The following is a 19,167-nucleotide window of genomic DNA, read 5'->3' as shown; positions in this document are numbered from 1 at the left end:
GTGACACCACGCGAGAAGTGACACCACAGGGGACAATCGGGCACCGGGCACACCGGCACGGAGCGCCCGGCCACACCGGGGCAACGGAGGAAGGCGGACGCCCATGACCGCACCGGAGAGCGTCATATCCCTGCGCGGCGCGACGGCCTCGCTCGGCGCGCGGCCCGTGCTGCGCGGGATCGACCTGACCGTGGGGCGCGGCGAGGTCGTCGCGCTGCTCGGCGCGAACGGCTCCGGCAAGTCGACGACCGTACGCGCCGTGATCGGCCAGGTGCCGCTCACCGGCGGCAGCCTGGAGCTGTTCGGTACGCCGCGCTCCAAGTTCCGCTCCTGGAAGCGCCTCGGGTACGTACCGCAGCGCTCGACCGCGGCCGCCGGAGTGCCGGCGACGGTCCGCGAGGTGGTGTCCGCGGGGCGGCTCGCGCGCCGCAGGATCGGTCCGCTGGGCAAGGAAGACAAGCGGGCCGTACAGCGGGCGCTGGAGCTGGTGGGGCTCGCCGACCGGGCGAAGGACTCGGTGAACGCGCTGTCCGGCGGCCAGCACCAGCGGGTGCTGATCGCCCGCGCGATGGCCGGTGAGCCCGAACTCCTGCTGATGGACGAGCCGTTGACCGGCGTCGACCTGCACAGCCAGCAGGTGCTGGCGGGCGCGCTGCGCGAACAGGTCGCCGCGGGCACCTCCGTACTGCTCGTCCTGCACGAACTGGGGCCGCTGGCCCCGCTGATCGACCGCGCGGTGGTGCTGCGCGACGGGCAGGTCGAACGCGTCGACCGGCCCGAGCAGTTGCACGACCCCGCCTGCCATCCGCACGACGCCACCCGCGACGCCGAGCCCGCCGCGAAGATCGAGACGGGACTTCTGACGTGACCGAGCTGCTGGACTTCCCGTTCATGCAGCGCGCGCTGCTCGCCGCGCTGCTGGTCGGCATCACCGCGCCGGCCGTCGGCATCTACCTCGTACAGCGCCGCCAGGCGATCATGGGCGACGGCATCGGCCATGTGGCGCTCACCGGCGTCGCGTTGGGCTTCCTGCTCAACAGCAACCCGGTGTGGATGGCCGTGCTCGTGGCGACGCTCGGCGCGATCGTCATGGAGCTGATCCGCTGGTACGGGAAGGCGCGCGGCGATCTCGCCCTGGCGATGCTGTTCTACGGCGGCATGGCCGGCGGCGTCATGATCATCAACTTGGCGCCGAACGGCTCCAACGCGAACCTCACCACGTATCTGTTCGGCTCGATCACCACGGTCTCCGACTCCGACGTGATCGCCATCGTGTGCCTGTCCGCGTTCGCCCTCCTGGTGTCCCTCGGACTGCGCCGGCAGCTCTTCGCGGTGTGCCAGGACGAGGAGTTCGCCCGCGTGACGGGGCTGCCGGTGCGGGTCCTGAACCTGCTGCTGGCCGTCACCGCCGCCGTGACCGTCACCGTCGCCATGCGCGTCGTGGGACTGCTCCTGGTCAGCGCGCTGATGGTGATCCCGGTGGCCGCCGCGCAGCAGGCCACCCGGGGCTTCGCGATGACACTCGCGGGTGCGATGGGCGTGGGGGTGCTGGTCACCGTCTCCGGCACGGTCACCTCGTACTACGCCGACGTGCCGCCCGGCGGCAGCATCGTCGTCCTGGCCATCGCGGTCTTCGCCGTGGTCACCGCGCTGGCCGCGCCGCTCGCGAAGCGGCGGGCACGGCGGGCGCGGGAGCTCGCCGCGCAGGAGGAGTCCGCGGCACCGGGAGCGCCGGACCGGTCCGGCGCCCCGCGGCAGGAGGGGAGTGGCGCCGTACGGGCGTAAGACCCGCTCCTGGTGCGCGCCTGGCACAATGTGCGGGCAAGGCGTGAGCACCATGAGCACGACGAACGAAGGAGCCAGCGTGGCCACCGCAGGTCCCCCTGTACGCGGCCGGTCGACCCGGCAGCGCGCGGCCGTGTCCGCGGCGCTCGCCGAGGTCGAGGAGTTCCGCAGCGCGCAGGAGCTGCACGACATGCTCAAGCACCGTGGGGACTCCGTCGGGCTGACCACGGTCTACCGGACGCTGCAGTCCCTCGCCGACGCCGGCGAGGTCGACGTGCTGCGCACCGACGAGGGCGAGTCGGTGTACCGGCGCTGCCACAGCGACGACCACCATCACCACCTGGTGTGCCGCGCGTGCGGGAAGGCCGTCGAGGTCGAGGGCCCGGCGGTGGAGAAGTGGACCGACTCGATCGCCGCCGAGCACGGGTTCGTCGACGTCGGCCACACGATCGAGATCTTCGGCACCTGCGGCGACTGCGCCGCCGCCCAGGGCCGCCACTGAGCGGCCCCGACTCCCGTACGGGGCACGCCCCTTACGCCTGCCTTTCCCGCCGCGGCGGGAAGTGACCCCAACTCCTCCCCGCCGCAGCGGGAAGTGACCCCAGCGATACCGGCCGGCGGTCCGAGCGTTGACGAGCACAGCTCGCGCTCAGGCCGCCGGCCGGTTCCGCTCAGCGGCTCGCCGCTGTGGCGGGGAAGAGGGGGCTGCCGCGCCACCGCGGAAGGGCGCGGGTTTCACCCGGTCGTCACTCCTTGACGACCGGGTCCGCGCCGCCGAAGCGGCGGTCCCTCTTCGCGTACTCCAGACACGCGTTCCACAGGTCGCGGCGGTCGAAGTCCGGCCACAGCGTGTCCTGGTAGACGTGCTCCGCGTACGCGCTCTCCCAGATCAGGTAGTTGGAGGTGCGCTGCTCGCCGGAGGGGCGCAGGAAGAGGTCCACATCCGGCATGTCCGGGTAGTAGAGGTACTTCTGGAAGGTCTTCTCGGTGACCTTCGCCGGGTCGAGCTTGCCCGCCTTCACGTCCGCCGCTATCGCCTGCGCCGCGTCGGCGATCTCCGCGCGCCCGCCGTAGTTGACGCAGAAGTACAGCGTCATCGCGTCGTTGTCCTTCGTCTGCTCCTGGGCGACCTGGAGCTCCTGGACGACGGACTTCCACAGCTTCGGCATCCGGCCCACCCAGCGGATGCGGATGCCGAGTTCGTCCATCTCGTCGCGGCGGCGGCGGATGACGTCGCGGTTGAAGTTCATGAGGAAGCGGACCTCTTCGGGCGACCGCTTCCAGTTCTCGGTGGAAAAGGCGTACAGGGAAAGGTTCTTGACGCCCATCTCCACACAGCCCTTGAGGACGTCCATGACGACGCCCTCCCCGACCTTGTGGCCCTCCGTACGGGGCAGGCCGCGCTCCTTCGCCCAGCGGCCGTTGCCGTCCATGACGACCGCCACGTGGTTCGGGACCAGTTCGCCGGGGATCTTCGGCGGGCGGGCACCGGAGGGGTGCGGCTCGGGGGTGACGTACTCGCGTCGCTGCCGTGACAGCATTCCGCGACGTGCCATGGGTGTTCAGCTCCAGGGTGCGGGGACGGCGGGCAGTGGCGAGGGTAGCCGCTGACCTGCCGCCCGTCCTAAAAGGCGGTGGCTCGGGCCAGAGGGCGGGTACTCAGGACGGTTCCGGCTGTGCCGGGCGTGCCAGGCGGTCCTTCCTGTCGACGTAGCGCAGGGAGCGCAGACCGCGCTCCAGGTGCCAGTGCAGATAGGCCGACACCAGACCGCTGCCCTCGCGCACGTGCCGCGCCTCGGCTGCGTCCGCGGTGTCCCAGTCCCCGGTCAGCAGCGCGGCCAGCAGCCGCAGCGCCTCGGGGGACGGCACGACGCTGCCGGGCACCCGGCAGTCGCCGCATATCACTCCGCCGGAGGCGACGGAGAAGAAGCGGTTGGGGCCCGGCAGACCGCACTTGGCGCAGTCCTCGAAACTCGGCGCGTACCCGCCGACGGCGAGCGAACGCAGCAGGAAGGCGTCCAGGATCAGGCCCGACGCGTGGGCGCCCTGCGCGAGGGTGCGCAGCCCCCCGACGAGCAGCAGATACTGCTGGACGTTGGGCTCGCCCTCGTGGTCGGTGAACCGCTCGGCGGTCTCCAGCATGGCCGTGCCGGCGGTGTACCGGTCGTAGTCCGCGACGATGCCGCCGCCGTACGCGGCGATCGTCTCGGTCTGCGTACAGAGCGGCAGTCCGCGCCCGACCAGTTCGCTGCCGCGCGCGAAGAACTGCACGTCGACGTGGCTGAACGGTTCGAGGCGGGCGCCGAACTTCGACTTGGTGCGCCGCACTCCGCGGGCGACGGCGCGAACGCGGCCGTGTGCGCGCGTGAGAACGGTGATGATCCGGTCCGCCTCGCCGAGCTTCTGGGTACGGAGCACGATGCCGTCGTCGCGGAACAGGGACATGCGCCCATTCTCCCCCACACCCCGAAGCCCCCGGGAAGGGCGGCGGGAACCCCTCGATTCTGCCGAATTCGGGCTTGAACTCTGCCAAATCCAGGAGGAAACTGGTTAATAACACCAGACAACCGGAGAGCCGCACCGCCGGTGGAGACGTCTTCCGGCAGGAGACGCTCAGCAGGCTCTGGCCAGGCCCCCGACAGCCCCTCGATACCGACCCTCGGCGACGACCGAGGCGGGAAGTACCAGAGCGGACTGTCGGGGACTGTCATGTCCGGCCCCCGTACGGCACAGCCGGACGGCAGGCGGACGTTACGCACTGACCCGACGCACAGGCCTCTCACACACAGCTCCCCTACGCGCAGACTCGCGCCCCGACAGGCACGCCGTGGATGACGCAGGGCCCCACATCGATGCCGTCCAGCGCGAGTTCGAGCGCCCGACGGCGCTGCTGCTGCTCGTACGCGATCAGATAGGGGCGCACGAGCGGCTGCGCGTCCGCATCGATCACAGGCCCCCAGTCGAAGCCGGCGCCACGGGGCCCGCGGCGCACGGGACCGTACGGCGGACCCCACGGGCGCCACACGAGGCGCAGCCCGGAGGCGGTACGGGGCTCGTGTGCCCGTTCCGGCCCGGCGACCCGGTGCCCCCAACCCCTGCCCGGCAACAGCGCATTGAGGAGGCGGCCCAGTACGGCGGGTCCGCGGGCCCGTTGCCGCACGGGACGCGCCGGGGAAGTTCGGCCGGTCATCGTGGCGCCTCCTCCGGCCACGCCGTGCGGAGTACGGCGGCGAGCTTCCGTGCGGTGCCGAGATTGCAGCTGCCCAGTTCCACGAGGGGTGCCAGTGGGTTGCCCGCGAGCGTCAGCAGGTCCGCGCCGAGCGACGGCAGAGTAATGCCGTGCTCTGCCAGCACCGTACGGAGTTCCGCTACGCAGGCGTGGACGTCCTCGCAGTCCGAGGTGGCCTGCCGGTGGCCGTGAAGATCGCGCATGTGCCGCACCTTTCCTGTGCGTTGTGTGACGAACAGCTCACACAATGACGTCAGGCGACGTACGGTGACAGGGGTTCGGGTTCCCGGCCGTGATCTGTGGAATGGCCGAGCAGGACTGTGGAATGGCGTGGAATCGCCGGGCCCGACAGGAATCGGTCGCGGACCCACGGCGGTGAACCCATGCCACGCCCCAAGGACATCGACGGCTCGTCGAGCCTCCCCACCTTCTTCGGCAAGGAACTGCGCTGGAAGCGGGAGGAGGCCGGCCTCACCCAGCACCAGCTCGCCGAGGGCAGTTTCTACGGCGCCAGCCACCTCAGCGAGATCGAGCGCGGCGCCCGGCGCATGCCGTCCGATCTGGCGGAGCACGTCGACACGGTGCTGCGTACCGACGGCTTCTTCCGCCGCGGCTGCGAGGACGTACGGAAGGCCAGGAAGGCCGGACACGCGGGGTATTTCGAGAAGGCCCTGGAGGCGGAGAAGCGGGCCGAGACCATCGAGGAGTGGTGCCCGAGCGTGGTCCCGGGGTTGTTGCAGACCGAGGCGTACGCGCGGGCCGTCGTCCAGGCGACGCATCCACTGGAGCTGCCCGCTGAAGTGGACGCGAAGGTCAACGCCCGGCTGGCCAGGGCCCGCCTCTTTGAGGACGACCACAAGACGCCGGAATACTGGGTGGTTCTGCACGAGCCGCTGCTGTGGCAGGCGGTGCTCCCGCCGGAGCAGATGGCTGAACAGCTGAACCATGTCGCGGGGTTGGCGAGGTCACGGCGGATCGTTCCACAAATTCTCCTGTGGAACGCGGGAGCGCATCCCTTCATGCTCGGCACAGCCAAGATCATGACCTTCCCGGACGCCCCTCCGCTCGTCTATACGGAGTCGCTGCACAGCGGCGACACCATCGACGAACCGGCACTCGTGAAGGAGTACCGCAGATCGTACGATCGGCTCAGGGCCGCCGCGGCATCACCGGAGGCGTCCCTGGCCATGATCGAGGCAGCGGCGGAGGACTACCGAAATGGCAAGCAACCAGGCTGACTTGAGTGCCGCCGTCTGGCGGAAGAGCAGCTACAGCAACGGCAGCGGCGGGGACTGCGTCGAGGTCGCCGAGGGGCTGCGGGGAATCGTGCCCGTACGGGACAGCAAGGTGCCCGACGGGCCCGCCGTCGTCGTCGGAGCCGACGCCTGGGCAGCCTTCGTCGGGCACGTGGGCTCAACCCGCGTCTGACTCCGCGTACTTGGCCCGCACCGCGTCCCGCGCCCCGGCGACCGCCGCGAGGCGCGGGGCTAGGCGGGGCCGGTCGGCGCCGGAGCTGTGAAGAAGTTCGGTGAGGGTGTCGGCCAGCCACGCCAAGTCAATCCACTGACGCGGCGAGACGAACAGCCGATTGAGCTCCGCATCAAGAACGGACCAGTCGGCCAGACCGGCGGCCATCACCACACGTCGGCACAGGTACGCGTCAGGGCGCCATTCCGAGGGATCCACCCGCCGGGCGACCTCTCGCCACAGCGGACGAGCAGCGGCCGTGCCTTCGGAGCCGCATACCGCCAGGGCGAGCCGGAACATTCCGTCCGCATCGCTCCTCGTGCGCCAGCACTCGGCTGTGCGCCGTGCGAGATTCCACCGGCCCAGTTTGCGGTACACCCGCCCGAGCTCTTCCAGATCCCCGTTGTCCGCCACGGCCCCACAGGTCACAGCAGCGCGCACCGCAGCCACCGCCTCCTGGGGACGTCCGTCCAGCAGAAGAATCTCGGCGCGCCTGTGGTGCGCCCACGACGGGTCCGCTACAAGCTCCGCACAGCGCGCGAGGTCGGTCTCAGCCTGCTCCAGCCGTCCGGCGGCCAGACATGTCAGAACCCGCTGTATGAGAAACCAGGGGGTACCGGGCATGAACCCGATGGCTTGGTCCAGATCTCCCAACGCCTCCCGGAACATTCCGAGATCGTGCAGCGCCGCGCCCCGGTACCCGAGGCACCAGACATCGTCCGGCTCCATCTCCAACGCCCGGTCCAGGACGCTTCGTGCCTCTGCCGGCCTTCCCAGACGCCGCAGCACATCTCCGCGTCGACCGAGGACCCATGCGCTGTCCGGCATGAGTTCGCCGACCCGGTCCACATCGAGGAGTGCCTCCTCGTACTCCTGTCGCATGCCGTGCACTGAGGAACGCTGCATGAGCGCCCAGCCATAGTCCGGATCGAGCTCCAGCGCACGACTCAGGTCCGCAAGGGCCTCCTCGGTTCGGTGCAAACCCGCGTATGTGGCGCCGCGGCTCGCATACGCCGAGGTGTACCCGTCCTCGATGCGGAGAGCGCGATCGAACTCCTTGAGAGCCTCCTCGTACCGCTGCGACAACCGCAGGGCATCCCCTCGCTCGCACGCCACGAGCGCTGATTCGGGGGACAGCTCGGCAGCCCGGTCCAAGTCGGCCAACTGGTGGGTGCGTTCCATGCGGGCCCGCCGCACCCGAGCCCTGCGCACCAGCGCCCACACGTACTCCGGGTCGATCTCCAGTGCACGGTCGAGACATGTGAGCGCCTGGTCGTGGCTGCCGAGGCTGTGCCGGCTGGCCCCGAGCGAGGCCCAGGAATGTGCGTGGGACGGGCAGAGTTCCAGCACATCGGTCAGTTCCCTGACGGCTTGGTCGTATTGCCCCAGCAGTCGTCGGCACTCGCCGTGCATAGAGAGATGGTCGACGTTCCCCGGTTCGAGAGCTACGGCACAGCCCAGGTCCGTGAGCGCGGTCGCGTAGTCCTTCCGCAGCATGTGGGCGACTGCCCTGCCGAAGTGCGCACACGCCAGCTCCGGATCGAGCGCGAGGGACCGGTCGTACTCGGCCAGTGCCCGCTCGAGCTCGCTGCTCCTGCGGAACTCCCGCCCGCGAAGCATCCGCACGTACGCCTGCCCCCGTGCATCGAAGTCCGCCCGATTCAGGAGCAATTGGAGCGCGGCGAGGACGCCGCCCTCCGTCAAGGCGACGTCCAGGCTGCGGCCCCACCGGCCCACCGCTTCCGCATCGGCATCCTCCCCCGCCTCGGTGAGCACCTGGGCCCACTGGCGGGCGGCGGCCTCGCCCGCTTCGCAGGCGTTGGGGACATCGCGCAGGATGGCGGGAAGCGCCGCGCGCGGCCCCGCGCACAGCCGGTGGTACGACTCCGCGAGGCGCAGCTCCCGCCACTCCTCGTCGGACCACAACTCCCGTTCCGTGCGGCCCTCTTCGTACTCCGTCCGCCACCCCGCGAACGTCTCCGCGAGCCGCGTATGCCGTTCCGCCCAGCCACGCGGGGAATGCGCCCGCTGGAGGCGCAGCATCGGAGCCCGTACGACGGCGTGGTACTGGACCCGGTCGGGGCGGTCGCTGACGAAGGGAAGGGCGCGGAGCCAGGCGAATAGCGGGGCCGCCTCCCCTTCCGTGCACTCCACAGCAGCCCGGAACACGTCCGCATCCAGGCGTCTCGGCAGCGCGCAGGCGAGGGCGACGGCGCGGCGTGCCGGGTCCCGCTCCCACTTGAGGAACCGGTCCACAGCCGTGGCGCTGGGGTCCCCCACGTCGTCCGGGTCCGCGGGGCGGCTCTCCGCGAGGGTGGAGACCAGGACCGGGAGTCCGCCGGAAAGACGCAGGACCTCCTCCACGACGGGCTCGGCCAACACACCCTTTTCGGCGAGGAGTCCGCGTGCCTCGGACTCCGTGAAGGGGGACAGCGGCACGTCCGTCACGAAGTCCGCGTAATCGCCCCAGCGGGCGGTGTCGAAGGGACGCTGTCCGGCCGTCACGACGACGACGTTGGCGGGGAGGGTCCCGTACCGGTCCGTGGTCATCAGGTCCTGCAGCCAGCCGTCCAGGAACGGCGCGGTTCGCTCGTACGTGTCGAAGAAGAGGACCAGCCAGGAGACCGACTCGGCGGCTTCGGCCAGCTCCTTGAGGAGTACGGGGGTGAGGACGCGTTCCGGAGAGAGGACGAGCTGTACGTCGTCCTGACTGCGGAGGCGGGCACTCAGGCCCGCTCGCAGCCGGTCAGCTCCATACGCAAGCCGGACCGGGTCGACGGCGCCTGCGAAGGGGCCGACACCCGGCATCATGCCAAGGCCGACGAGGCTCGCACGGGCGGCTGTCATGCTGACCGCGGAGGGCTCGGGCTCTGATGCGGTCTCGGTCTCCAGCGCGGCGACCGATGCGGCTTCGGCCTCGTGACGGCGTTCCCGGTGCGCGGCCAGCATCCGGTCGAGCACCTTGAAGCGGTGGCCCTGGCGGGCGAATTCCGCGCTCAGCGCCGTCATCGTCTCCGGCGCGCTGCCGACGGCCTCGTCCACGTACGCCGTCAACGCGCCGTGTTCGACGGCCAGTTGCTCCAGCTCCCGCACGAGGAAGGTTTTGCCGACGCCCGCATCGCCGTGGATGTGGAAGAGGAAACGGTGCCGCTCGTCCTCGGGCGGGATGCCGAAGTTCACTCGGAAGGCGTTGAGTTCGTCGCGTCGGCCCACGAAGCCGGCACGGCGGCGCCCCCGGATGATCTCCTGCATCGACGGCTGCGCACGGCCCATGCGGTGTTTCCCTCCGCCGCGCTCCGGTTCCGTTCCCGTGAGAATAGCCGCCGGCACTTCGCGCCCGTGGCTGCTTTCCGCCGCGGGCGGTTTCCAGGCCGGCGGGCCCCGGCGCGGGGCAGGGGCAATCAGAGGGCAGCCCGTAGCAGGAAGCAGCCCGGTGGGGACGGTAAGCGGTCCGGAACCGGTGGAGCTCAGGAGGGCATGCGGGCCTTCGCGAGGAGGCGGTCGACGTCTTCGGCAGGGATGCAGAGGGTGTCGCCCATCGCCGTCAGCACGACCCGCTCGCGCGCCCGGTACAGCCCGTCGGCCAGCGCGATGCGCGCGCCCTGGAGCAGCAGGCTCTCGCGCCCGGCGGGGGCGAGATGCGGGGCGAGCGGGGCGAGGGCCTCGTGCAGCTCGATCTCGACGGGCACGCCCGTCGAGCCGCCCTCCCCGTCGTCGAATCCGTGCCGCAGCGCGGCGAGGAGAGCCGTCAACTGGTCCTCGGTGCACTCCGGATAGCCCGCGGCCCGCACCACGTCGACGGCGGCCTCACGGGCGGGACGGGACTCGGCGCCGCCCGCCGCGAGGACCGCGAGCGCGACGGCGTGCACGGCGTCGCGGAGCAGCGCGGAGAGCCGCGTGGTGGTGGGGTGGTCGAGCGCGTCGGGGCTGAAGTGCTCCTGGCAGGCGGCACATTCGAGCACCGGCTCCGCGGCGCCGCGGGAGAGCACGGGCATGCCGAGGACGACGAAGCGGCGGCGTCCGGCCCGGCGGCGGTAGCTGCGGTCGCCGCCGCAGCCGGGGCAGAAGAAGTCGCCGTCGGCGACGGTGTGCCACACGGTGCGGGTACCGGCGAGGCTGCGGACGCGGGCGCGAAGGCGGTCACTCTCGCGGGAACGGGAACGCATCACGCCGCACCTCCGTCACGATTCGGCAACGCTGCCGTTGTGAACGTGATGTTAACCACATACCCGACGCCCCGTCAGTACCCCGTACGCGAATGGGGCGGGACCGGTGGTCCCGCCCCACTCGTGCGAGCTATCAGCGCGAGGCGCGGTTGACCGCCGAGACGACGGCCTTGAGGGAGGCGCGGACGATGTTGGCGTCGATGCCGACGCCCCACAGGACCTGGTCACCGACGGCGCACTCGATGTAGGCGGCGGCCTGTGCGCCGGCGCCCTCGCTCATCGTGTGCTCGACGTAGTCCAGCAGCCGTACGTCGACGTCGATGGTCTGCAGCGCGTCGAAGAACGCGGCGAGGGGACCGTTCCCGGCGCCCTGCAGCACGATGTCCTCGCCGTCGACGGTGGCCTCGACGGTGAGCGCGTCACGGCCGTCCGCGGTGCTGGACGTCTGCGCGTGGCGCAGCGCGATGCGGCCCCAGCTCTTGTCGGGCATCGGCAGGTACTCGTCCTGGAAGACGTCCCAGATGTCGGCGGGGGTGACCTCGCCGCCGTCCGCGTCCGTACGCGCCTGGATGATCTTCGAGAACTCGACCTGCATGCGGCGCGGCAGGTCCAGGCTGTGCTCGCCCTTCAGCACGTAGGCGATACCGCCCTTGCCGGACTGCGAGTTGACCCGGATCACGGCCTCGTACGAACGGCCCACGTCCTTCGGGTCGATGGGCAGGTACGGGACGGCCCACTCCAGGTCGTCGACCGTCTTGCCGTCGCGCTCGGCGCGGTTCTCCATCGCCTCGAAGCCCTTCTTGATGGCGTCCTGGTGGGAGCCGGAGAAGGCGGTGTAGACGAGGTCGCCGGCGTACGGGTGCCGGGGGTGGATCTCCATCTGGTTGCAGTACTCGGCGGTGCGCCGGATCTCGTCGATGTCCGAGAAGTCGATGTTCGGGTCGACGCCCTGCGAGAAGAGGTTCATGCCCAGGGTGACCAGGTCGACGTTGCCGGTGCGCTCGCCCTGCCCGAACAGACAGCCCTCGACGCGGTCCGCGCCCGCCATGACGGCCAGTTCGGCCGCGGCGACCGCGGTACCGCGGTCGTTGTGCGGGTGTACGGACAGACATACGTGCTCGCGCCGCGACAGGTTGCGGCCCATCCACTCGAACCGGTCGGCGTGCGTGGACGGAGTCGAACGCTCCACGGTGGCGGGCAGGTTGAGGATGATCTCGCGGCCGGCCTCCGGCTGCCAGACGTCCATGACGCCCTCGCAGATCTCCAGCGCGAAGTCCAGCTCGGTGTCCGTGAAGATCTCCGGGCTGTACTGGTAGCCGAACGTGGTGCGGTCGTCCAGCAGCTTGTCCGCGTACTCCATGACCAGCCGGGTGCCGTCCACGGCGATCTGCTTGACCTGATCACGGGTGCCGCGGAAGACGACCTCGCGGAAGACCGGCGCCGTCGCGTTGTACAGGTGGACCGTCGCCCGGTGCGCGCCCTTCAGGGACTCGACGGTCCGCTCGATCAGCTCTTCGCGGGCCTGGGTGAGGACGGAGATCGTCACGTCCTCGGGGATGGCGTCCTCTTCGATGATGGAACGCACGAAGTTGAAGTCGGTGGCGCCCGAGGAGGGGAAGCCGACCTCGATCTCCTTGTAGCCCATCTTCACCAGCAGATCGAACATCTCCCGCTTGCGGGCGGGGGACATCGGGTCGATCAGTGCCTGGTTGCCGTCCCGCAGGTCGGTCGAGAGCCAGCGGGGGGCCTGGGTGATGCGGTTGTTCGGCCAGGTCCTGTCGGGAATGCCGACGGCCTCGTACTGGCCGTACTTGTGAAAGGGCATTCCGGAGGGCTTCTGCAGATTCCGCATGATGCGTGGGGCTCCTGATCGCGGAGTGCGCTCCGCGCGAGTGGGCTTCGAGGGCCGACGGCAGCACCGGACTCCGCGGGGAGGGGGTCGGCCTTCTGACTACAGACCCTCGCCGCGGCAGCTAAGGAGAAGCAGCCCGTAACGCATGGTGCGGCCATCTTAACGGAGCCGGACGATGCGGCCAGACCCGTATCAGCATGCGGGACGAGGCCTGCCCCCTGCGCGCGACGTACACCATCGAACGAATCATGGCGCCGGGCGGTGACAGCATCATGCCTCAGTGCCACATTGCGGAGTATGAAGCCACACTCCACACGAAACCCCGTGTTCTGCACCATCGTTCCGCCCCACCTCCTCGACCGGATCGCCCGCGGGCCGGACGCCGCGCTGGCCGACACCGCACGCCGCACCCTGGAGCGGGACGCCGCCGAGCGCACCCGCCGCCGGACCGCCACGGTGCGGATGGAATACGCGACGCCGCCGGGCGCCGTGGACCCGAAGGCCGAGAAGAAGCCCAACCGGACGATCTGCGACGCGCAGCAGAAGACGACCCTGCCGGGCAAGAAGGTCCGCACCGAGGGCAGCAAGCCGTCCAAGGACGCCAGCGTGAATCGCGCGTACGCGGGCCTCGGCGCCACCTTCGAGCTGTATCTCGCCGCGTTCAAGCGCTACTCGATCAACAACGCCGGCCTGCCGCTCAACGCGACGGTGCACTACGACGAGAAGTACGGAAACGCCTTCTGGGACGGCAAGCAGATGGTCTTCGGCGACGGAGACGGCGAACTGTTCCGCGACTTCACCCTCCCCGTCGACGTCATCGGGCACGAACTCACCCACGGCGTCACGCAGTACACCGCCAACCTGGAGTACTTCTCGCAGTCCGGCGCGCTCAACGAGTCGGTGTCCGACGTCTTCGGCTCGCTCATCAAGCAGTACGGGCTCGGCCAGACCGCCGACCAGGCCGACTGGCTGATCGGCGCCGAACTGCTCACCGACCGCGTGGAGGGCGTGGCGCTGCGCTCCATGAAGGCCCCCGGCACGGCGTACGACGACGACGTCCTCGGCAAGGACCCACAGCCCGCGAAGATGGAGGACTACGTCCACACCGGCAGCGACAACGGCGGCGTGCACATCAACTCCGGCATCCCCAACCACGCCTTCTACGTCCTCGCTACGGAACTCGGCGGCCACGCCTGGGAGCGCGCGGGCCAGATCTGGTACGACACGCTGACGTCGGGTCAGCTCTCGAAGACCGCGGAGTTCGACGAGTTCGCCGGCGTCACGCTGACCAAGGCGGCCGGCAGGTACGGCGAGGGCAGCACGGAACACGACGCCGTCGTGAAGTCCTGGTCCCAGGTGGGCGTCACCCCGGCGAAGAACGGCTAGCCGCATTCCGCCCGTTGGGAGGTGAAGATGGGCCCATGCGAATTTCCGTGACCCGTACCGGAGGCTTCGGCGGACTGACCCGCCGGGCCACCCTCGACACGGTGGGCCGCCCGGACGCGGACGACCTGGCGGCCCTGGCCCGGGAGGCCGTCTCCCAGGGGAAGGGCGAACGCCCCATAGGAGTCCCGGACGGCTTCCACTACGAGATCGACGCCGACGGCGACGTCGGCTACTGCGCCGACCCCCGGCTCTCCGGGACCCAGTCGACGCTGATCAGCCTGGTGCTCAAGGAAGGGAGCTGACACACGCGCCCCCGCGGGGGCGCACCGGCGGCCGGCGGCCGACGCTCAGAAGCCCAGCCTGCGCAGGGCCTTCGGGTCCCGCTGCCAGTCCTTCGCGACCTTCACGTGCAGGTCGAGATAGACGGGCGTGCCCAGCAGCGCCTCGATGTGCTTCCGCGACCGGCTGCCGACCTCCTTGAGGCGCTTGCCCTTGGGGCCGATCACGATGCCCTTCTGGCTGGGGCGCTCCAGGAACAGCTCCGCGTGGATGTCGATGAGCGGCTTGTCCGCGGGGCGGCCCTCGCGCGGCGCCATCTCCTCGACGACGACCGCGATGGAGTGCGGCAGTTCGTCGCGGACACCCTCGAGCGCCGCCTCCCGGATCAGCTCGGCGATCATGACCTGCTCGGGCTCGTCCGTCAGGTCGCCGTCCGGGTACAGCGGCGGGCCCTCGGGCAGCAGCGGGGACAGCAGGTCGGCGAGGAGCTGCACCTGCCGGTCCGCGGTGGCCGAGACGGGCACGATCTCGGTCCACTCGAAGCCGAGTTCGCGGGCGAGCTGGTCGACGGCGAGGAGCTGCGTGGCGAGGGTGTCGGAGTCCACCAGGTCGGTCTTGGTGACGACGGCGATCTTCGGGACGCGCTTCAGCTCGGCCAGTTCGGCCGCGATGTAGCGGTCGCCGGGGCCGATCTTCTGGTCGGCCGGCAGACAGAACCCGATCACGTCGACCTCGGCCCAGGTCGTACGGACCACGTCGTTCAGCCGCTCGCCCAGCAGGGTGCGCGGCTTGTGCAGACCGGGGGTGTCGACGAGGACGAGCTGCGCCTCGGGACGGTGCACGATGCCGCGCACCGTGTGCCGGGTGGTCTGCGGCCGGTTGGAGGTGATCGCGACCTTCGTGCCGACGAGGGCGTTCGTCAGGGTCGACTTGCCCGCGTTGGGACGGCCGACGAAGCACGCGAAGCCCGAACGGTGCGGCGTGGCTTCGGGGGCGGGGGAAGGTGCGCTCATGGCGTCCATTGTCCCCGATCGTGAGCGGGGTCCGGACCAGCGGCCCGGCCCCGCCCCTGCGGAGGGTCAGCCGCCCGCCGTGGTCCTCGTCCGCAGCTCGCCGTCCGGGCCCGCCAGCAGCACCGGAGCGGCCGGCCCGCCCAGGTCGTGCACGGCGGCCAGGTCCTCGGCCGGCACCTGCTCCGTCTCGGAGACGACGGCGGCCGCCTCCAGCGACTTGGCGCCGGACGCCACGGCCATCGCCACGGCGGTCTGCAGCGCGCTCAGCCGCAGCGACGGCAGCGCGACCGAACCGGCCACGTACGTACGGCCCGTCTCGTCGCGCACAGCCGCGCCCTCGGGGACGGCATTGCGGGCGCGGGCACTGCGCGCCAACGTGAGGATCTTGCGGTCTTCGGGGTCCAGCGCCTGGTCACTCATACCGGCGAGGATATGCGCTCGCCCCCACCAAGCCGCTCCAGGGCCTCCCGGGTGCCGGGCGCCCGACAGGCCGGCCCCGTCCTCAGGGCCGGTCCAGGAGTAGGCGTTCGGGGCGGGGCAGTCCTGCTACGACGAGGTCGTAGGAGTCCTCGATCAGGTCGCCGACCAGGTCGTCGGGGAGGGAGCCGTCGAGCAGGACGGTGTTCCAGTGCCGCTTGTTGAGGTGATAGCCGGGGGTGACCGCGGCATGGGCCTCCCGCAGCTGAAGTGCGAGCTCCGGCTCGCACTTCAGGCTCACCCGCAGCGGCTCGTCGTCCAGAGCGCTGATCGCGAAGATCTTCCCGCGCACCTTGAAGGTCGACAGACCGGGGGCGCGCGGGAAGGGGAAGTCCTCGGCCGCGCCGTTCAGTTCGAGGCAGCGGCCCCTCAGCTCGTCCGGAGTCATGCCCCCAGTATGGCGACGGGGTACGACAGCCCGCCCCGTACCGCGCCCCACCGCCCCGGGCGTCCGCGCGTACGTCAGGGAGCGCCGTCGGAGGGGGCCGGGGCCCGGGGCGGCTCCGGGTCCGTACCGTCCTTGCCGTCCTTGCCGTCCGCGTCCTCTGCGGACTCGCGGACCGGCTCGACCAGCACCGTGACGATGCGGTTCCGGCGGCCCGCCGGGGACTCCGCGGTCAGCCGGAGCGCGGTGAGCTCCGGGTCGGAGCGGTCCTCCGTCACGTCGACCGTGGCCTTCGCACCCGCGATCGGCACCCGGCCGAGGGACTTGGCGAGCAGCCCGCCCACCGTCTCCACGTCCTCGTCGTCCAGCCCGACCAGCCCGTACAGCTCGCCGAGGTCGCCGATGTCGAGCCGCGCCGTGACCCGGTAGCGGCCCTCCCCCAGGTCCTCGACGGGCGGGAGTTCACGGTCGTACTCGTCGGTGATCTCGCCGACGATCTCCTCGAGGATGTCCTCGATGGTGACGACGCCGGCCGTGCCGCCGTACTCGTCGATGACGACCGCGCAGTGGTTCCGGTCCTGCTGCATCTCGCGCAGCAGATCGCCGGCGTTCTTCGTGTCCGGCACGAAGGCGGCGGGACGCATCGCCGTCGAGACGAGGTCGCCCTCCGCCTCCCGGCTGACGTGCACCTTCCGGGCGAGGTCCTTGAGATAGACCATGCCGACGACGTCGTCCTCGCTCTCCCCCACCACCGGGATCCGGGAGAACCCGGACCGCAGCGCCAGGGTGAGCGCCTGACGGACCGTCTTGAACCGCTCGATGGTGATCAGATCGGTGCGCGGCACCATCACCTCGCGCACGAGGGTGTCGCCGAGCTGGAAGACGGAGTGCACCATCTTCCGCTCGTCGGCCTCGATGAGGGACTCCTGCTCGGCCAGGTCGACCATCGCCCGCAGCTCCGCCTCGCTCGCGAACGGGCCCTTGCGGAAGCCCTTTCCGGGCGTCAGCGCGTTGCCGAGGAGGATCAGCAGCTGCGGCACGGGGCCGAGGATGCGGGCCAGCGGCACCAGCACGTACGAGGCGGCGGTGGCGGTGTTCAGCGGATGCTGGCGTCCGATGGTGCGCGGCGAGACGCCGATCGCCACGTAACTCACCAGCACCATCACGGCGATGGCGACGGTCAGCGCCTGCCACGTCGTGTCGTAGGCACGCAGCGACGCGTACGTCACCAGCGCGCCGGCCGCCACCTCGCAGGCGACGCGGAGCAGCAGCGCGAGGTTGAGATAGCGGGTGGGGTCGTCCGCGACCAGCGCCAGCCGGTCGGCGCCGCGCCGGCCCTGGCGGACGGCCTCGTCCGCGCGGTAGCTGGTGGTGCGGGCCAGACCGGCCTCGGCACAGGCCGCCAGCCATGCCACCACCACCAGCAGCACGGCCCACGCGATGAGTTGGGCGGTCACGAGGTGGTGGTGGGCGCCGGGGAGGGGCCCTCCAGGCCCCGGTCGGCGCGCCAGCTGTCGAGGATCGCGGCCTGCAGCCCGAACATCTCGGTGCGCTCGCCGGGCTCCTCGTGGTCGTAGCCGAGGAGGTGCAGCACACCGTGCACGGTGAGCAGCTGCAGCTCCTCGTCCATGGAGTGCTCCGTGGGCGCGTCCGCGCCCTGCTTCTCCGCCACTTCGGGACAGAGCACGATGTCGCCGAGGAGGCCCTGCGGGGGCTCCTCCTCGTCCCGGGCGGGCGGCCGCAGCTCGTCCATCGGGAAGGACATCACGTCGGTCGGGCCCGGCAGGTCCATCCACTGCAGGTGCAGCTGCTCCATCGCGTCGGCGTCGACGACGATCACGGAGAGCTCGGAGAGCGGGTGGATGCGCATCCGGCCCAGGGCGTGGCGGGCGATGTCGAGGAGGGCGTCCTCGTCGACTGTCGTGCCGGATTCGTTGTTGACGTCGATCGCCATGGTGCGGGTGTCTCAGCGCTTTCTGTTGCCGGAGCCGCGGTGGCCGCCGTCGTCGGCGGACCCCGCCTTCGGATTGCCGGTGCCGTTGGTGGTGCCGTTGCGTTCGTCGTAACGCTCGTAGGCGTCGACGATGCGGCCGACGAGCTTGTGGCGGACGACGTCGGAGCTGCTCAGATACGAGAAGTGCACGTCGTCGACGCCGTCGAGGATGTCCTGCACCTGGCGCAGACCGCTCTTGGTGCCGCCGGGCAGGTCGACCTGCGTGACGTCACCGGTGATGACGATCTTCGAGTCGAAGCCGAGCCGGGTCAGGAACATCTTCATCTGCTCGGGGCTGGTGTTCTGCGCCTCGTCGAGAATGATGAACGCGTCGTTCAGCGTACGACCGCGCATGTACGCCAGGGGCGCGACCTCGATCGTGCCGGCCGCCATCAGCCGGGGGATGGAGTCGGGGTCGAGCATGTCGTGCAGCGCGTCGTAGAGCGGGCGCAGATAGGGGTCGATCTTCTCGTAGAGCGTGCCGGGCAGATAGCCGAGCCGCTCGCCGGCCTCGACCGCGGGGCGGGTCAGGATGATGCGGGTGATCTGCTTGGCCTGCAGGGCCTGCACCGCCTTGGCCATGGCGAGATAGGTCTTGCCGGTGCCGGCGGGGCCGATGCCGAAGACGACGGTGTGCTTGTCGATCGCGTCGACATACCGCTTCTGGTTGAGCGTCTTGGGGCGGATCGTGCGGCCGCGGTTGGAGAGGATGTTCTGCGTGAGCACCTCGGCGGGCGTCTCGCTGCCCTGCTCACCGCTGCCGTTCCCCCCTTCGCGCAGCATCGCGATGGAACGCTCCACGGCGTCTTCCGTCATCGGCTGGCCGGTGCGCAGCACCAGCATCATCTCGTCGAACAGCCGCTGGATGAGGGCGACTTCCGAGGCGTCGCCGGAGGCGGTGATCTCGTTCCCCCGGACGTGGATGTCGACGGAGGGAAAGGCCCCCTCGATCACACGGAGGAGGGAGTCGCCGGAGCCGAGCACCGTGACCATGGGGTGCTTGGCGGGAACCGAGAAGCGCGCCGTCTCCTGCTCGCTCCCGGACTGGTTGGTCGTTGTCTGCGTCATGGGCGGCCTCTGGGGCCTGCTCATCCCTCTCTGTGCTGTGCGGCACCTTCGATACCCAGACTACGAC

20 protein-coding genes are annotated in these 19,167 nt (G+C 70.5%); 7 read left to right on the top strand and 13 right to left on the bottom strand.

Going from position 1 to position 19,167, the window contains the following annotated elements:
- Positions 1-103: 103 nt before the first annotated feature.
- The 3 genes from AC3AGO_RS23240 (at position 104) to AC3AGO_RS23230 (ending at position 2,287) form a co-directional block, all read left to right on the top strand.
- Positions 104-868 (top strand): metal ABC transporter ATP-binding protein, encoded by a 765-nt coding sequence (locus AC3AGO_RS23240; RefSeq protein WP_487822159.1) that lies wholly within the window; start codon positions 104-106, stop codon positions 866-868.
- Positions 865-1,785, top strand: a complete 921-nt coding sequence (locus AC3AGO_RS23235; protein ID WP_487822158.1) for a metal ABC transporter permease — start codon at positions 865-867, stop codon at positions 1,783-1,785. Before AC3AGO_RS23240 ends, AC3AGO_RS23235 begins: the two co-directional genes overlap by 4 nt.
- Positions 1,786-1,864: 79 nt before the next feature.
- A complete protein-coding gene (locus tag AC3AGO_RS23230; RefSeq protein WP_487824777.1) occupies positions 1,865-2,287 on the top strand; it encodes a Fur family transcriptional regulator in 423 nt (140 codons plus the stop codon).
- 244 nt (positions 2,288-2,531) lie between these two features.
- On the opposite strand, the gene AC3AGO_RS23225 is transcribed toward AC3AGO_RS23230, so the two are convergent.
- The 4 genes from AC3AGO_RS23225 to AC3AGO_RS23210 all read right to left on the bottom strand — a co-directional run bounded on the left by AC3AGO_RS23225 (position 2,532) and on the right by AC3AGO_RS23210 (position 5,217).
- Positions 2,532-3,341, bottom strand: coding sequence for an isoprenyl transferase (locus tag AC3AGO_RS23225; RefSeq protein ID WP_487822157.1), 810 nt, complete (start codon positions 3,339-3,341; stop codon positions 2,532-2,534).
- A 103-nt stretch (positions 3,342-3,444) separates the two neighbouring features.
- On the bottom strand, positions 3,445-4,230 hold the full coding sequence (recO, locus tag AC3AGO_RS23220; RefSeq protein WP_487822156.1) for a DNA repair protein RecO: 786 nt from the start codon (positions 4,228-4,230) through the stop codon (positions 3,445-3,447).
- A 349-nt stretch (positions 4,231-4,579) separates the two neighbouring features.
- Complete coding sequence (locus AC3AGO_RS23215; RefSeq protein WP_487822155.1) at positions 4,580-4,975, bottom strand: hypothetical protein; 396 nt, start codon at positions 4,973-4,975, stop codon at positions 4,580-4,582.
- Positions 4,972-5,217: a hypothetical protein gene (locus AC3AGO_RS23210; RefSeq protein ID WP_487822154.1), complete on the bottom strand. Its 246-nt coding sequence runs from the start codon at positions 5,215-5,217 to the stop codon at positions 4,972-4,974. The genes AC3AGO_RS23215 and AC3AGO_RS23210 overlap by 4 nt, the downstream gene beginning before the upstream one ends.
- 180 nt (positions 5,218-5,397) lie before the next feature.
- Here AC3AGO_RS23210 and AC3AGO_RS23205 point away from each other — a divergent pair, with 180 nt between their 5' ends.
- A complete protein-coding gene (locus AC3AGO_RS23205; RefSeq protein ID WP_487822153.1) occupies positions 5,398-6,252 on the top strand; it encodes a helix-turn-helix domain-containing protein in 855 nt (284 codons plus the stop codon).
- Positions 6,233-6,442, top strand: a complete 210-nt coding sequence (locus AC3AGO_RS23200) for a DUF397 domain-containing protein (protein ID WP_487822152.1) — start codon at positions 6,233-6,235, stop codon at positions 6,440-6,442. Before AC3AGO_RS23205 ends, AC3AGO_RS23200 begins: the two co-directional genes overlap by 20 nt.
- Here AC3AGO_RS23200 and AC3AGO_RS23195 read toward each other — a convergent pair.
- From AC3AGO_RS23195 to leuA, 3 genes are all read right to left on the bottom strand, one after another.
- Positions 6,428-9,754, bottom strand: coding sequence for a tetratricopeptide repeat protein (locus AC3AGO_RS23195; RefSeq protein ID WP_487822151.1), 3,327 nt, complete (start codon positions 9,752-9,754; stop codon positions 6,428-6,430). The genes AC3AGO_RS23200 and AC3AGO_RS23195 overlap by 15 nt on opposite strands.
- 194 nt (positions 9,755-9,948) lie before the next feature.
- Positions 9,949-10,647 (bottom strand): TerB family tellurite resistance protein, encoded by a 699-nt coding sequence (locus AC3AGO_RS23190; protein WP_487822150.1) that lies wholly within the window; start codon positions 10,645-10,647, stop codon positions 9,949-9,951.
- A gap of 133 nt (positions 10,648-10,780) precedes the next feature.
- Positions 10,781-12,499, bottom strand: coding sequence for a 2-isopropylmalate synthase (gene leuA, locus AC3AGO_RS23185; RefSeq protein WP_487822149.1), 1,719 nt, complete (start codon positions 12,497-12,499; stop codon positions 10,781-10,783).
- 297 nt (positions 12,500-12,796) lie between these two features.
- Between leuA and AC3AGO_RS23180 the strand changes: the two genes are divergently transcribed.
- Together AC3AGO_RS23180 and AC3AGO_RS23175 are read left to right on the top strand one after the other, a co-directional pair.
- Positions 12,797-13,885: a M4 family metallopeptidase gene (locus tag AC3AGO_RS23180; protein WP_487822148.1), complete on the top strand. Its 1,089-nt coding sequence runs from the start codon at positions 12,797-12,799 to the stop codon at positions 13,883-13,885.
- Between the two features lie 35 nt (positions 13,886-13,920).
- On the top strand, positions 13,921-14,187 hold the full coding sequence (locus AC3AGO_RS23175; RefSeq protein ID WP_487822147.1) for a protealysin inhibitor emfourin: 267 nt from the start codon (positions 13,921-13,923) through the stop codon (positions 14,185-14,187).
- Between the two features lie 45 nt (positions 14,188-14,232).
- Here AC3AGO_RS23175 and era read toward each other — a convergent pair whose 3' ends face one another.
- The 6 genes from era to AC3AGO_RS23145 form a co-directional block, all read right to left on the bottom strand.
- A complete protein-coding gene (gene era / locus AC3AGO_RS23170; protein ID WP_487822146.1) occupies positions 14,233-15,177 on the bottom strand; it encodes a GTPase Era in 945 nt (314 codons plus the stop codon).
- Positions 15,178-15,243: 66 nt separating this feature from the next.
- Positions 15,244-15,597 carry a cytidine deaminase gene (locus tag AC3AGO_RS23165; protein WP_487822145.1) on the bottom strand — a complete coding sequence of 118 codons (354 nt, stop codon included), beginning with the start codon at positions 15,595-15,597 and terminating at the stop codon, positions 15,244-15,246.
- Between the two features lie 82 nt (positions 15,598-15,679).
- Positions 15,680-16,042: an MmcQ/YjbR family DNA-binding protein gene (locus tag AC3AGO_RS23160; protein ID WP_487822144.1), complete on the bottom strand. Its 363-nt coding sequence runs from the start codon at positions 16,040-16,042 to the stop codon at positions 15,680-15,682.
- Between the two features lie 74 nt (positions 16,043-16,116).
- Entirely contained in the window at positions 16,117-17,496 is a 1,380-nt protein-coding gene (locus AC3AGO_RS23155; protein WP_487822143.1) for a hemolysin family protein, read from the bottom strand.
- The gene (gene ybeY / locus AC3AGO_RS23150; RefSeq protein WP_487822142.1) at positions 17,493-17,993 is read right to left on the bottom strand and encodes an rRNA maturation RNase YbeY; all 501 of its coding nucleotides are present in this window, start codon (positions 17,991-17,993) and stop codon (positions 17,493-17,495) included. Before ybeY ends, AC3AGO_RS23155 begins: the two co-directional genes overlap by 4 nt.
- Positions 17,994-18,005: 12 nt before the next feature.
- Positions 18,006-19,100 carry a PhoH family protein gene (locus AC3AGO_RS23145; RefSeq protein WP_487822141.1) on the bottom strand — a complete coding sequence of 365 codons (1,095 nt, stop codon included), beginning with the start codon at positions 19,098-19,100 and terminating at the stop codon, positions 18,006-18,008.
- Between the last annotated feature and the right edge of the window lie 67 nt (positions 19,101-19,167).

It is taken from the genome of Streptomyces sp. BL1, from assembly GCF_057628045.1.
Note: the sequence above shows the minus strand (reverse complement) of the source record. Positions and strands in the feature narration are given on the sequence as shown.

Coding starts and splice junctions, on each gene's coding strand:
- AC3AGO_RS23240 (WP_487822159.1), top strand. CDS start 104: ATGACCGCACCGGAGAGCGTCATATCCCTGCGCGGCGCGACGGCCTCG.
- AC3AGO_RS23195 (WP_487822151.1), bottom strand. CDS start 9,754: ATGGGCCGTGCGCAGCCGTCGATGCAGGAGATCATCCGGGGGCGCCGC.
- AC3AGO_RS23200 (WP_487822152.1), top strand. CDS start 6,233: ATGGCAAGCAACCAGGCTGACTTGAGTGCCGCCGTCTGGCGGAAGAGC.
- AC3AGO_RS23205 (WP_487822153.1), top strand. CDS start 5,398: ATGCCACGCCCCAAGGACATCGACGGCTCGTCGAGCCTCCCCACCTTC.
- ybeY (WP_487822142.1), bottom strand. CDS start 17,993: ATGGCGATCGACGTCAACAACGAATCCGGCACGACAGTCGACGAGGAC.
- leuA (WP_487822149.1), bottom strand. CDS start 12,499: ATGCGGAATCTGCAGAAGCCCTCCGGAATGCCCTTTCACAAGTACGGC.
- AC3AGO_RS23225 (WP_487822157.1), bottom strand. CDS start 3,341: ATGGCACGTCGCGGAATGCTGTCACGGCAGCGACGCGAGTACGTCACC.
- AC3AGO_RS23145 (WP_487822141.1), bottom strand. CDS start 19,100: ATGACGCAGACAACGACCAACCAGTCCGGGAGCGAGCAGGAGACGGCG.
- era (WP_487822146.1), bottom strand. CDS start 15,177: ATGAGCGCACCTTCCCCCGCCCCCGAAGCCACGCCGCACCGTTCGGGC.
- AC3AGO_RS23180 (WP_487822148.1), top strand. CDS start 12,797: ATGAAGCCACACTCCACACGAAACCCCGTGTTCTGCACCATCGTTCCG.
- AC3AGO_RS23210 (WP_487822154.1), bottom strand. CDS start 5,217: ATGCGCGATCTTCACGGCCACCGGCAGGCCACCTCGGACTGCGAGGAC.
- AC3AGO_RS23165 (WP_487822145.1), bottom strand. CDS start 15,597: ATGAGTGACCAGGCGCTGGACCCCGAAGACCGCAAGATCCTCACGTTG.
- AC3AGO_RS23160 (WP_487822144.1), bottom strand. CDS start 16,042: ATGACTCCGGACGAGCTGAGGGGCCGCTGCCTCGAACTGAACGGCGCG.
- AC3AGO_RS23215 (WP_487822155.1), bottom strand. CDS start 4,975: ATGACCGGCCGAACTTCCCCGGCGCGTCCCGTGCGGCAACGGGCCCGC.
- AC3AGO_RS23190 (WP_487822150.1), bottom strand. CDS start 10,647: ATGCGTTCCCGTTCCCGCGAGAGTGACCGCCTTCGCGCCCGCGTCCGC.
- AC3AGO_RS23175 (WP_487822147.1), top strand. CDS start 13,921: ATGCGAATTTCCGTGACCCGTACCGGAGGCTTCGGCGGACTGACCCGC.
- recO (WP_487822156.1), bottom strand. CDS start 4,230: ATGTCCCTGTTCCGCGACGACGGCATCGTGCTCCGTACCCAGAAGCTC.